Annotated in this window: 12 protein-coding genes and 2 tRNA genes; 3 read left to right on the top strand and 11 right to left on the bottom strand. The window is 73.1% G+C overall.

All coding sequences use genetic code 11. The features are described from left to right. Positions 1-8 precede the first annotated feature (8 nt). Positions 9-317, bottom strand: a complete 309-nt coding sequence (locus tag ABT369_RS03810) for an AzlD domain-containing protein (protein WP_350610149.1) — start codon at positions 315-317, stop codon at positions 9-11. Beyond that, positions 314-982, bottom strand: coding sequence for an AzlC family ABC transporter permease (locus ABT369_RS03805; protein WP_350610148.1), 669 nt, complete (start codon positions 980-982; stop codon positions 314-316). The genes ABT369_RS03810 and ABT369_RS03805 overlap by 4 nt, the downstream gene beginning before the upstream one ends. Positions 983-1,057: 75 nt before the next feature. On the opposite strand from ABT369_RS03805, the gene ABT369_RS03800 reads away from it, so the two are divergent. Beyond that, positions 1,058-1,615 carry a helix-turn-helix domain-containing protein gene (locus ABT369_RS03800; RefSeq protein ID WP_350610147.1) on the top strand — a complete coding sequence of 186 codons (558 nt, stop codon included), beginning with the start codon at positions 1,058-1,060 and terminating at the stop codon, positions 1,613-1,615. An 18-nt stretch (positions 1,616-1,633) separates the two neighbouring features. Here ABT369_RS03800 and ABT369_RS03795 read toward each other — a convergent pair whose 3' ends face one another. The 6 genes from ABT369_RS03795 to ABT369_RS03770 form a co-directional block, all read right to left on the bottom strand. Further along, a complete protein-coding gene (locus ABT369_RS03795) occupies positions 1,634-2,953 on the bottom strand; it encodes an outer membrane protein assembly factor BamB family protein (RefSeq protein ID WP_350610146.1) in 1,320 nt (439 codons plus the stop codon). Positions 2,954-3,054: 101 nt separating this feature from the next. Further along, entirely contained in the window at positions 3,055-4,551 is a 1,497-nt protein-coding gene (locus ABT369_RS03790) for an SMI1/KNR4 family protein (RefSeq protein WP_350610145.1), read from the bottom strand. A gap of 31 nt (positions 4,552-4,582) precedes the next feature. Beyond that, positions 4,583-5,014: a hypothetical protein gene (locus tag ABT369_RS03785; protein WP_350610144.1), complete on the bottom strand. Its 432-nt coding sequence runs from the start codon at positions 5,012-5,014 to the stop codon at positions 4,583-4,585. A gap of 103 nt (positions 5,015-5,117) precedes the next feature. After that, positions 5,118-5,190, bottom strand: a tRNA-Ala gene (locus ABT369_RS03780). A gap of 62 nt (positions 5,191-5,252) precedes the next feature. Further along, the gene (locus ABT369_RS03775) at positions 5,253-6,965 is read right to left on the bottom strand and encodes an ankyrin repeat domain-containing protein (protein ID WP_350610143.1); all 1,713 of its coding nucleotides are present in this window, start codon (positions 6,963-6,965) and stop codon (positions 5,253-5,255) included. A gap of 99 nt (positions 6,966-7,064) precedes the next feature. After that, a tRNA-Arg gene (locus ABT369_RS03770) sits at positions 7,065-7,137 on the bottom strand. 80 nt (positions 7,138-7,217) lie between these two features. Between ABT369_RS03770 and ABT369_RS03765 the strand changes: the two genes are divergently transcribed. After that, entirely contained in the window at positions 7,218-7,709 is a 492-nt protein-coding gene (locus ABT369_RS03765) for a hypothetical protein (RefSeq protein WP_350610142.1), read from the top strand. 249 nt (positions 7,710-7,958) lie between these two features. Here the strand turns inward: ABT369_RS03765 and ABT369_RS03760 are convergent, their stop codons facing one another. The 3 genes from ABT369_RS03760 to ABT369_RS03750 form a co-directional block, all read right to left on the bottom strand. Continuing rightward, the gene (locus ABT369_RS03760) at positions 7,959-8,690 is read right to left on the bottom strand and encodes a DUF429 domain-containing protein (protein WP_350610141.1); all 732 of its coding nucleotides are present in this window, start codon (positions 8,688-8,690) and stop codon (positions 7,959-7,961) included. A 249-nt stretch (positions 8,691-8,939) separates the two neighbouring features. Further along, entirely contained in the window at positions 8,940-9,590 is a 651-nt protein-coding gene (locus ABT369_RS03755) for a hypothetical protein (RefSeq protein ID WP_350610140.1), read from the bottom strand. After that, entirely contained in the window at positions 9,587-10,255 is a 669-nt protein-coding gene (locus ABT369_RS03750; RefSeq protein WP_350610139.1) for an RNA polymerase sigma factor, read from the bottom strand. The genes ABT369_RS03755 and ABT369_RS03750 overlap by 4 nt, the downstream gene beginning before the upstream one ends. Before the next feature lie 166 nt (positions 10,256-10,421). On the opposite strand from ABT369_RS03750, the gene ABT369_RS03745 reads away from it, so the two are divergent. After that, positions 10,422-12,359 carry an Ig-like domain repeat protein gene (locus ABT369_RS03745; RefSeq protein ID WP_350610138.1) on the top strand — a complete coding sequence of 646 codons (1,938 nt, stop codon included), beginning with the start codon at positions 10,422-10,424 and terminating at the stop codon, positions 12,357-12,359. Positions 12,360-12,530: the final 171 nt, after the last annotated feature.

Genomic DNA, 12,530 nt, shown 5'->3' with positions numbered 1-12,530 from the left:
CGACTGTATTACTCGACTCCGGCGACCCTGAGCAGGGCGGCCGTCAGTGCTGCGGCCACCACAACGACCACGAACGGCGCCTTGCGCCACGCGAGCACGGCCCCGACCAGCACCCCGGCCGGGCGCGCGATGCCGACGAACTTGCCGCCCTCCACCAGCGCGGCGGTGGCGATGAGCGCGGCCAGCAGGGCGACGGCCGCGAGCGAGAGGTACCGCTTCAGCTCGTCGGACACCGTGATCCGGTCGCGCAGCACGGGGCCGGCGAAGCGGAACGCGTAGGTCCCGGCGGCGAGCACGATGATCGCGATCCAGCTCATGACGGTCGCTCCCTTCCGAGGACGAGGGCGAGCAGCGCGGCCAGGACGGGCAGCCCCGCGGGCAGGAACGGGGTCGCGACCAGGGCGAGCACGGCCCCGCCGATCGCGACGCGCAGCGACGGCCGGTCCTTCAGCGACGGCAGCGTGAGCGCCAGCAACGCGGCCGGGAACGCCGCGTCGATGCCGAACGTCTCCGTGTCGCCGAGCGCGGACCCCACGATCGCCCCCGCGGCCGCGGCGACGTTCCAGGTCAGGAACAGGCAGATCCCGGTCAGCCAGTACGCGCGACGGCGGCGGGCCGGGTCGGACTGGGCCAGCGCGAAGGCGACCGACTCGTCGGTCATGAGGTGGCTGCCGAGCAGCCGCGCGCCGCGGCGCGCGCCGAGCACCTCGTTGCCGATCGCCAGGCCGAACGGCAGGTGCCGGACGTTGAGCAGCAGCCCGGCGAGCACGATCGCGGCCGCGGTGGCCCCGGCGCCGGCCATGCCGACGGCGAGGAACTGGGCGCCGCCCGCGTACACGAACGCGTTCATGGCGATGATCTGCGACAACGGCACCCCGGCGGCCGAGGCGATCGCGCCGAACGACAGCCCGACGACCACACCCGCCGCGCACAGCGCCGCGACGTCCCGGGCGATGGGATCTGTTCGGAGAATCGAACGCATAGTTCGGTATGCTGGACCCAGCCCCGAGTGTTCGTCAAGCCGAATAAGTCGTTCGCTGTACCGAACGGATGTACCTTGGACCCCACCAAGCCCCCGATCGACCTCATCGCCGCCGCCCTGCGCCGCGAGCGGGAGCGGGAGAAGCTGTCCCTGAGCGAGGTCGCCAAGCGCGCGGGCATCGCGAAGTCGACGCTCAGCCAGCTCGAGTCCGGGGCCGGCAACCCGAACATCGAGACGCTCTGGGCCCTCGCCGTCGCGCTCAACGTGCCGTTCAGCCGCCTGGTCGAGCCGCCGCCGACCGCGCCCCGCGTGATCCGGGCCGGAGAGGGCCCGACGGTGAAGTCCGGACAGGCGGATTTCATCGGTACCCTCCTGGCGACCTCACCGCCGGGAGTGCGCCGGGACATCTACCTGATGCGCGTCGAGCCCGTCGGCGCCCGCAAGGCCGACGCGCACCTGGCCGGCACCGTCGAGCACGTGGTGATGATCAGCGGGCGGCTGCGGGTCGGGCCCGAGGACTCACCGGTCGACCTCGACGTCCACGACTACGCCTCCTTCGCCGGCGACGTCGCGCACGGATACGAGGCGCTGGCCCCGCACACCTCGTTCGCGCTGGTCATGGAGCATCGCTGACCGCCGGTACCGAATCCGCTAACTGAACGGGAGATAGCCGATCGTCCGGCCGCGGCCGATCATCATGCCCCGGTCGCTGATGCCGATCACGTCCGCGGTGGTCTTCGCGTCCACGAGGGTGCGCCCGCTGTCCGGCGCGTAGGCGAGCAGCCGCCCGCCGGCGGAGTCGCGCACGAGCACCGCATAGCGCGACACCGCGATGTCCGCCTTCGCCGGGACCTCGTGCTGCCAGAGCCGTCCGCCCTTGTCGAAGCCGACGACCGAGAGCGTCTTGCCGCCGTTGGAGCGCACCAGCCCGTACTGGCTGTCGGCCGCCACGATCTCGTCCCCCTCGGCGCCGGCCCACATCTCGCGCCCGTCGCGCGGGGAGAGGAACACCTCGCGGTTGTCGCCGCGGGTCGCGATGAGCACGGAGTCGGCCCCGGCCGGGTCCCGGCGCTGCTCACACCCGGCGCCGGAGGCGGTGTGCAGGTCGTAGCCGTCCTTCTTCCACACGGTCTTGCCGGTGCTCGCGTCGCGGGCTTCGAGGGTGTACCGGCAGTTGCCGTCCTTCGGCGCCGCCGTCGACACCAGCACCCGCCCGCCCGCGACGACGACCCGCGCCGTCTTCGACGGGCTCGCCTCGGGCAGCAGCTTGCCGCGCCCGGTGTCGACGACCTTGACCTTCTGCTCGATCGGGAACCCGAGCATCGCCGGGATCGCCCGCGGCATGGCGTCGATGGCGTCGCGGTACGCGTCGGCCTTGACCTCGGTCCCGAGCAGATCGCTGTTGATGCCGTTGAGCACCCGCCCGATCCCCGGCAGCGTGAGCTTCCAGATCTGCGCCCCGTCGCGCGGCGCCCGCGCCGTGAGCGTGCAGTCGCTGAGCCCCCCGCACGACAGCGTCAGCACCGAGTCGCGATACGTCCACGCCCCGACCGCGTCGCCGTCCTTCCACTTCGCCGACCCGCTCGCCGGGTCCAGCGCCTCGAGCCCGACACCGCGCCGCCCGACGATCGCGACCGTGTTCGAGCCGTCGCCCGCGACCCCGGCCCAGTCGGCCTCCTTGGTCCACAACACCTGGCCCGAGCTCAGCGACCGCCCCTCGACGGTGCCCCGCATGCTGACGATGGCGGCCGTACCGGCGATCACGGCCGACGAGGGCTGCCCGCCCACGCGCTCGGTCCACGTCGTATCCGGGGTCGACAGCTTGCCGGTGTTGTCGGCGACCTTGTCCCACCAGTCGGTGACCTTGGGCAGCGGGTTCCAGCCGGTCACGATGATCGCGGTGATGATGAGCGCCAGCACACCGATCGCGCCGAGCGCCGTCTCGAAGTTGCGGACAGCTCCCCTAGCCACGGCCGCGAGCGTAGCGCCGCGGCACCCTACTCCGGCGGATCGCCCCATTTACCCGTGTCGAGCCGATTCACCCGAACGTGGGAGGCGGTTCAGGCAGTGCGCTAGCTGACCAGGCCGTTCGCGGCGCGGGTCAGCCGGGCCGTGATGTGCGGGCCGGCATCGAAGAACGACCGCCACGCAATCGCCTGCCGCGGGCTCGGCCGGCCGGCGAGCGTCACCGCCCGCAGGCCGTCGAGCCGGTCCAGCGCCGGGCGGATCCTCTGCCACTGTTCGAACGACAGCTCCAGGTACCACAGGCCGGACAGCTCGGCGACGGTCTCCAGGTCGGCGACCGCCGCGGCGTCGGCCAGGGCGAGCCCGTGCAGGTTCGGCACGTCGCGCAGCGGCGCCAGCGTGACCGGGACGGCACCGCGCGACACGGCCAGCGACCGCAGGGTCGGGTGCCCGGCCAGCGGCGCCAGCGAGCTGCCCCCGTTGACCCGCAGGTTCTCGACGGGCAGGTCCCGCACCGGGCCGAGGTCGAGCGGGCCGCTGCACCACAGCCGACGCAGGCGGCGCAGCGCGGCGACCGGCTCGGTGTCCACGCCGGCCTCATACAGCCGCAGCTCCTGCTGGCCGGGCCGCAGGCGCAGCGAGCCCACCACCAGCTCCGGCCCTTCTTCGCCTTCGCCTACGCCTTCGCCGTCGTCCTCGGCGGCCGCGGCGGCGAGCAGTGACGTGACCGAGTCGGCCACGTAGGCCGGGCCGTGGTCGTGGGCGTTGCCGACCCGGATCACCTGGCCGGGGCGGCCCAGCCGGGCCGGCGCCAGGTCGATGGCGATGAAGTTGCCGTCGTAGTCTTCGGCGATCGGGATCCAACCCGGGCGGCCGGTGGCCCGGCGTACCGTGTCGAACGGCTCGGCGTCGAGCACGACCCGTTCCCAGCGTTCGGTCCAGCCGCCCGGCCGCGGCGCCGAGGTGAGATCGGCACTGCCGAGCTCGGCCAGCGAGTACCACTGCCAGCCGTCCATGATCTCGCCGCCGCCGTCCGCGATGGCGTACAGCGCGCGCAGGTCCGGCGGCAGCGGGAAGCCGAGCGCCGCCTCGGCCGCGGCGATGGCCGCCTCGCCCGCCGGTGCGCGCAGGCCGGCCGGCTCCAGCGCGCGCAGAAGGGCCACGGCCCGCTCGGGATCGCCGGCGTACGAGGAATCCGCCACGACCGGCTCCGGGTCGAGCGCCTCCGGGGGCAGGCCGTCGCGCAGTACCGCCGTGTAGGTGTTCCCGACGTCGGAGCCGCGCAGGTTGAACCGGGCGACCGCATCGAACCGGCCGGCGGCGTCGAGCGTGAGGTGCACCATCACGTTGCGGAACCGCTCACCGGCGGCGAGCTCGCGGAAGAGCTCGGTGAGGGCCGGCCCGACCGAGCGGTAGTCCATCGACGGATGGAAGATGCCGCTGCCGTCCTCGCGGAGGTAGCGCACCCCCTCGCCGCCGTGCCCGTTGCGCACGAGGTCGGCTGAGAGCACCGCCGTGTGCCAGCCCTCGGGGGCCTGCTCGTACATGTGCCGCGCAAACCGCTCGAACGCCTCAGCCCCGCCGGTCGCCCCGTCCGCCGTCATGGCGGCACATCGTAGCTCGCACGTCGCGGTTTTAGGCAGCACGCCACCGCGGCTGCTTCTCGCCCGCCTTCAGCGTGCAACGCATCCTCGTGCCCGCGGAGGTGTAGCCGATCGCGCCCTCCGGCGAGCAGAACGCGCCCGGGTGGACGTTGCCGACCGGGTTGCCCGCCGGCGGAGTGGTCTTCGGCGCGGGCGGCTTCGTCGTCGTCTTCGCCGGGGCGGGCTTCTTCGTCGTGGCCGCGGGCGTCGGCGGCGGCGGTGTCGGCACGGCCGCGGCCGTGGTCGGGATCTCCGCGGACGGCGTCGGTGACGCCGATGGTGACGGGCTCGGCGACTCGCTGGGGCTCGCCTCGGCCGAGGGCGCGACGCCCACGAGGTTGTTCGGCTTGGCCGGCGTGTTCGGGTCACAGGCGGCGAGCGCGGCAACGGCGAGGACGGCGACGATCCAGCGGCGAACGATCACACCCCGATCGTCGCGAACCGGCAGCCGGAATGGATCAGGTGCGGCGGTGGGCCGGGCGGCCGAACATGCAGAACCGCTCGGCTGTCCGGGACGGCACGAGGGGCAGAGCCGGCCGGAATCGAACCGGCGTTCCCCGCCATGCGAAGGCGGTGCGTCGACCTCTGCGCTACGGCCCTGCCCGAGCGGAGTTTAGACGGTCGATGCGTGCGCGAAGGCCAGGCCGGGGCGGTGGGAGTCCTCATCGGATCATGGCGCGCAGGAAGTCCAGGTCGGGGCGGCCCGTGAAGCCCGCCATGTCCGTGTAGCCGCCGGGGTTCGCGCGGGCCGTCGGGTCGGCGCCCGCCTTCAGCAGGCGGCGCACCAGGGCCGTCGAGCCCCGGGCCACGGCCTCGTGCAGCGGGGTGCGGCCGCGGGAGTCGCGGGCGTTCGGGTCCAGGCCGGCCGCGAGCAGGCGGGGCAGCAGCGGGTCGCCGCCCGGCAGCAGCGGGAGCAGGTGCAGGAGGGTCTCGCCGTGCGCTCGGAAGCGCACGTGCGGGTCGAGGCCGCGCTCCAGCGCGTCGAGCACGGCGGCGGTGTCGCCGTGCTGGATGACGTGCATGAGCTCGACCTGCAGCCGCAGCACCCGCCGCGGCGGGCGGTGCTCGGGGTCGCGCCAGCCCTCGCGCGCGGCCACGCAGCCCTGCAGCTCGCCGCCGAGCGCGGCCAGGGCCAGCTCGCGGTCGATCTCGACGGGGGTGTGCGGGATGACGGTCGCGCCGTCGCGCATGACGACCTCGTGGGTCGCGTGGTCGCAACGCACGCGGATGGCGGTGGGGAGGCGGGTGGGCTCTGGCGGTACCGCTGCCGGGGCTTCTGGAAACAGTGCCCGATGCGCCAGCGGGTGCAGGTGCACCGGCCCGTTGAGCAACGCGTCGAACTCCTCCGGGCGGCGGACCAGCACCGGCGGCACGACCGGGATGCGCTCGAGCAGCGTGCCGAACTCGTCGAGCTCGGCGTCGAAGCGGGACCCGTCGGCCTCGTGATAGGGCGCGCGGGTCAGCAGCCGCGCGCGGGTGCCGTCGAGCACGACGGTGCGGCCCCGCACGTCGAGCCGCACCAGGCCCCGGTGGTCGTCGACCTCGGTCATCGGGTGCGGCGGGGGCGGGATGACGCGCGGATTGCGATGCGGCGCGCTGTAGCGCAGCTCGGCCACGTATTCGAGGGTGCGCCGCGCGGCGTCGGCCAGCGTGGCCTGCACCGGGCGCAGCGGGGCCAGCGAGTGCTCGACCGCGACCCCGCGCGCGTGGTTGCGCCGGCGGGGGTCGATCGCGAACGCGGCGGGGTCGACGCGCTCGCGGCCGAAGCGGCGATCGAAGAGCAGGACGCGCAGGTCGTACCCGGCGATCGCCCACGCGGCCGCCTGCGTCCGGGCCCGCAGCGCGCGCTCGACCCGCCCTTCGGGGGAGTCGTCGCCGAGCGCGTCCTCCGGCAGCCGTTCCCCGGTCGCGGCGAAGAACGGCAGCCGGGTGACTCCGCCGGATCTCGTCAGTTTTTCGGCGGTACACCGGGAATCCCACCGATCCCGCAGGAGCACGAACGTGTCGTCCCGCCGGCCCGGCTGCTCGATCATGCGCCCGAAGCACAGCTGAATCCGCTGCGTGCGCGCGTCGGCCTGCGCGAACACCGCGTGGTCGTCGGGCAGGAGCGTGAGCGGGTAGAAGGCGTCGGTGCGGGGGAGGCCGGCGTGATCGCGGGGGATGTGCCAGCGCAGCAGGTCCGGCGCCAGATGGCGCAGGTCGTCCTCGGCCTTGTCGACGGCCTCGGGCCCGAGCTCGCGCTCGACCGAGCGGAGCTCGAAGCCGAGCAGCACACCCGCCGCCGCGCACGCGCCCTGCCAGTCACCCGCCTCGCGGCGCTCGGTCGCGCGCTCGATCATCGTCGCCGGCACCGCGGACGGATGCAGCGGTCGCATCCATCCTCCATTCTTCGAGGGCGATTTTTTGAGGTCGGGTCTTTGAGGTCGGGTCTTTGAGGGCGGGTCTTTTGAGGGCGGGTCGACATTCTTCGAGGGCGGGGTCGACCGGAGTCGAACCGGCGTTCTTCGGATCCGGATTCCGATGCGTCTACCTCTGCGCTACGACCCCGCCGAGGAGAGTCTAAGGATCTCTGGCAACCGGCCCCTGTTCTGCGGCTTCGGGTCGGCGCGGGCCGGGGCTCGCGTGCGATGCTGGAGTTCATGTACGGCTTCGCGAGACTTGCCGGATTCTTCGCCGCGCACGGGGTGTGGAGCGTGTCCGAGGGCGGCCCGCTGACCCCGATCCTCGGGTACGAGGAGGCCAGCGGCCAGCGCGGCCTCACCCGCTTCGTCGCGGACGACCTCGCCGAGGGCGCGCGCAAGGGCCGGGAGGCGCTGGAGTCCAACATGGAGGGCTGGGCGCGGGCGGTTCTCGTGCTCGACGCGTACATCCACCTCGAGGCGGGCAAGGTGGACGCCTTGATCGCCGAGGCGGTCGAGTACGGCCCGGTTCGGAAGAAGCTGGTGATCGCCGTGCCGTACCGTCCGGAGCCGTTCGCGGTGTATCGCCCCAAGTTCCTGGAGATCGAGGGGGTATCGGAGTCGGAGGCCGGGAATCTGGCGGACGCGTTCTTCAACGGCGTCGACTCCCACGAGGAGGCCAACGCGGTCTGGAACGCCCACTTGGACGAGTCGATCTAGCAACTGAGCGTGACGGTGTTTCGCTCAGCGTGCTCGCGGCGGATGTGAATTTCTCTCAGTAATTATGCTTAGGTTTGAAAGATGGGAGCCGGCACCGCCCAGGCATGCGCGCGTTTCCTTTGATCTATCGCGCGCCTCGGCGTTCTCTTCGTGGCTATGGCAGGTGCTCTTGGCGACTACGGCAGATGCTCTTCTGCACTTCGTGGCACGGAGGGCGCCCTTCGTGGCTGCGGCAGGTGCTCTTCGTGGCTACGGCAGGTGCTCGAGTCCGGCCGACGGGATGGCGGTCCAGCCCTCGATCTTCGCCAGGGCGAGCTGGTTGCCGTCCGGGCGGATCGTGAGGCCCAGCGCCGCGGCGCGCGCGGTCAGGGCGGCGACCACGGCGTCGAACGCGTCGCGGTTGGTGCTCACCAGCGGGCCGAACGAGCCGAGGTCGAGCCACGGCGTGGCCTCGAGCAGGGCGGCGGCCAGGCCCTCGTGGCGGCCCTTGTGGCGGCGGGTGACGCCCCAGCGGTAGAGCGACGCCGCCGGGTGGGTCTCGACGATCAGGCCGGTGCCGCTGCGGTCGACGTCCTGGCCGGAGCGGGCGAGCATGGCCTGCAGGGCGGCGCACCGCACGGCGGCGTGGCCCTGGCGGTCCGCGGCAACGCTGGCCGGCACGACGCCGGGGACGTTGGCGCGGACGACCTCGTCGGTCGCGCGGTACATCATCGCCCGCCGCCAGTTCGCGCCGTTCTCCTTGCTGGGCAGCGAGGCGGTGTGCCCGACGCGGTGCGCGTTCACGAGCGCGGCGAACGGTTCCGGCCAGCCGAGTGCGCAGTTCAGGCCGGATTTGACGGCCCCGCGAACGGTCGCCACGATCCGCGCGTCGGGCACGCCCACGGCCAACTCGCGCAGCATGGCCCGGCCTCGCGACCACGCGATGGTCGCGAGGGCGGTCCGCTCGTCGGTGGGAGCGAGATCGACGCCTGCGGTGAGCACGAGAGAAAACAGCGTCGCCGCCCCGCGCTGCGTTACACCCCAGCCGCGCGCCCCGTGCCGCACCGCCGCCAACGGCGTTCGGGCACATGGCTCGACCCCGCCACGAGCGCGCGATCCGAGCGCCGCGCGGACGCCGCGAAAGCAGGGTCATAGCCGGTAGCGGGGCCTCGGCTGCGCGGGACGATGACGCAGACCCGCGCGGACCTGCGCCGCGCAACCTGGACTCAGCCTCGCTCCGCGAAACAGGCCTCAGCCGCCGTCGCTATCGCCGCCCGAATTGTCGTTTTCGCCCTGATTTCCGCCGGTTCGGGCGCCGATCGGTGGGGCGCCCGTGCTGGTCGACGGGCGGGGCGGGGGTGTCGAGGATGAGGTGGATGCGGTGCCGAGCACGCGATGGCAGTAGGAGTCGATCGACGCCTCGTCGCCGGCCAGCCGGGACAGTTCCCTGCGCAGCTCCTCGGTGACCGGTTTGTTGTCGCGGGAGTTCCAGGTGCGGCAGGACTCCACCGGCGTCCTGCTCGGGCGCAGCGAGGGCGACGGCGAGAGCGACGGCGACGGCGACACGCGCGGAAGTTGTGGCGCCGACATGTTCGACGTCGGGGAGGAGTCGGACGACGTGTGGCTGTCGAACCAGGTCTGGACCGGCGCCGGGAGGCGGCCCGTGCTCGCCGCGAACGCCGTGCCGCCCACGCCGACCGCCACCACCGCCGCAGCCATGACCGCGAGCAGGCGGCGCTTGCGACGGGGGCGGCGCGCGGGGGCGTTGCGCGGCCGGTACTCCTGGCGGAACCCCGCGACCGCCTCCTCCTCGCCGCGCAGCTCATGCCGGCGGCCCGGCGCGGCCGCCGCGGACAGCAGGTCGTCCAGCCGGTCCTCGGGGCGCTCGTGCCTTCGCCTCATCCCGCCCGCCTCTCGTCGGCGGAATGAGCACGTTCGCGCTGGCTCGGCAACTCGTTCGAGCCACCGCGGCCGCCGTTGACATAACCGACGGGGCGCCCGGCCTGGACCTCGGGATGCGCGGCCAGCTTCCGCAGCCCTCGCATCGCCGCGATCCGCACCGCGCCGGGGCGTTTCCCCAGCACCCGCGCGGTTCCGGCGACGTCCAGCCCGGCCACCACCCGCAGCATCACGGCCTCGGCCTGATCCCGCGGCAGGCCCGCGATGAGCCGCAGGGCGCGCTCCGTGTCGTCCAGTTCGAGGACCTCGGTCGCCGCGTCGCGGGTCGCCACCATGACGCGCAGCTGGTCCACGGCCTCGTGCGGTTCCTCGTGCCGGCGCCACGCCTTGCGGTTCTCGTCGATGCCGCGATGCCTTGCGATGCGGAACAACCAAATGCGAAAAGCGGTGGCCGTACCGTCAAATCGCCCCAAATCCCGAGAGACCTGCAACCAGGTCTCGGAGGCGACGTCCTCGGCCGCGTCGCCGCACACGACGCGCAGGTAGCGCAGCACGAGTGGATGCAGCGACCGCCACAGCACCGCGAACGCCTCGGCATCCCCGTCGATCGCGGCGGCCAGCGGCACGGCGAGGTCCTCGTCCCGCACCCCTCGCACCGACGCCGTCACTAGCACACGGTAGGCCAGGTCGGGTCAGATTTCTCGGTGACCGTGCGCCGAAAAGCGCGCTCGAAATAAAGATCAGATCATTCGGCTGGTGTGATGCGTAATCCCCCCACACGTGGCGTCAAAGTCGCTTAGCGTGACCGATCGACTACTAATCGCGGGGGAGTGCATGGGCAGGGTCAGCATAGGAGCCGCGCTCGCGGCCATCGTCAGCGTCGCGGCCCTGACCGCCGGTGCCACTCCTGCCCTCGCGCAGCCAGGGGCCGTGGTCGTCAACGTCACGCCCAACCCCTCGGTCCGCGGCCAGGCCGTGAAGGTGTGCGCGGAGGTGAGTCTGACCGAGGCCACGGGCACGGTGACCTTCAGCGGCGCCGGCGCCTCCGGCACCGTCGCGCTGAACCAGTCCGGCGAGGCCTGCATCACCAGCACCGACCTGGAGAGCGGCACGGTCACGGCGGCGTACAGCGGCGACGCCGCCTACGATCCCGAATCCGGGACCGCGGCGGTGACGATCGAGCCGGCGAGCACCACCACCGTGGTCACCGCGACGCCCGACCCGTCCGTCAGCGGCCAGTCGGTGCAGCTGTGTGCCACGGTCACCGCGGACCAGCTGCCCGAGGACACCGGGCCGACCGGCACGGTGACCTTCACGTACCCGGGCGGGAGCCAGTCCGCGACCCTCAGCGCCGGCGAGGCCTGCGTCACGGACTCCGACCTGACCACCGGTACGGTCGAGGCGACCTACGACGGCGACGGCGACTTCGCCGGCTCCTCCGGCACCACGACGGTGACCCGCGACCAGGCCGACACCACCACCGCGGTCACCGCGACGCCCGACCCGTCGGTGGCCGGCCAGTCGGTCGATGTCTGCGCGACCGTGCAGGCGCTGCCGCCGGGCACCGGGGTCCCCACCGGCACCCTGACCTTCACCGCCGCGGGCGGGTTCAACCAGACGGTCACGCTGAACGGCGCCGGCAAGGGCTGCACCACCACGACCGCCCTCACCGGCGGCACCATCACCGCGACCTACGACGGCGACGCCGACTTCAGCGGCTCGACGGACACCTTCCCGGCGACGGTCGACCCGGCCACCACCACGACGACGGTGTCGGCGACCCCCGACCCGTCGACGGCCGGCCAGTCGGTCCAGGTCTGTGCGACCGTCGCCGTCGAGGCGCCGGCGAGCGGTACGCCGACGGGCACGGTCACCTTCACCGGCGCCGGCCTCACCGACACGGTGCCGCTGAGCGCCGGCGAGGCGTGCACGACGAGCACGTCGCTGGCGACGGGCACGATCAACGCCGCGTACAACGGCGCCGCCGACTTCGCCGTCTCCTCGGGCACGACGAGCGTGACGGTGAACGACTCGAATCCGTCTCCGTCGCCGCCGAGCCGGCCGCGCAACGTCACCGCGACCGCGAGTGCCTCGTCGGTCACCGTGAACTGGGACGCGCCGGCGACGGGTGCCGACGTGACCGGGTACACGGTCACCGCGAGCCCGGGCCCGCAGACGTGCACCACGACCGGCGCCAAGACGTGCGTGCTGGGAGCGGTCGCGGGGACGACCTACACGTACACCGTCGTCGCCCACTCTGAGGCCGGCGACTCGGCCCCGAGCGAGCCGTCGACCGCGGTCACCCCGGCGGCCCCGACCGCGCCGGACACCCCGCCGTCGACGAACCTCACGCTGACCACGACCGACGGCAACATCGCCACCGCCGAGCCCGGCCAGCGGATCGTCTTCGTCGGCACCGGCTTCGCGCCGCACTCCACCGTCCTGGTGACCATCTACTCGACCCCCATCGAGCTCGGCCGGGTCACCACGGACGCGACGGGCGCCTTCCAGACGCCGATCACGCTGCCCCAGCAGCTGGCGGCGGCCCAGCACACGGTGGTCGCGCAGGGTGCGGCCCCGGACGGCAGCCCGCGCTCGATGGCCCTGACGGTCACCGTCGCGACCGCTCCCGTGGTCACGAGTCCGGTGACCACGGGCGGCGGCGGCACCCTCCCGGTGACCGGCCCGCCGTTCGGCCTGCTGCTGCTGACCGGCCTGGCCCTGGCCCTCACCGGCGCGGCTCTGCTGAAGGCGGGCCGCCGGGCCTACTGAAACCCGCCGATCAACGCGAAGGCCGCCCCACTGTCCGGGGCGGCCTTCGTGCTGCGTCCGGACCCGGAATGGCATCGTCGGGTCGGCGCTTCTGGGCGTACAACATCGGATTCCGGCGATCCGGAAGACCGATTCGCCGCCATTGCGCTCCGCCGTAACCTCGACACGTCC

This window comes from Dactylosporangium sp. NPDC000244, assembly GCF_040300725.1.
Classification (GTDB): Bacteria; Actinomycetota; Actinomycetes; order Mycobacteriales; family Micromonosporaceae; genus Dactylosporangium.
This window is presented reverse-complemented; position numbering and strand designations above follow the sequence as displayed.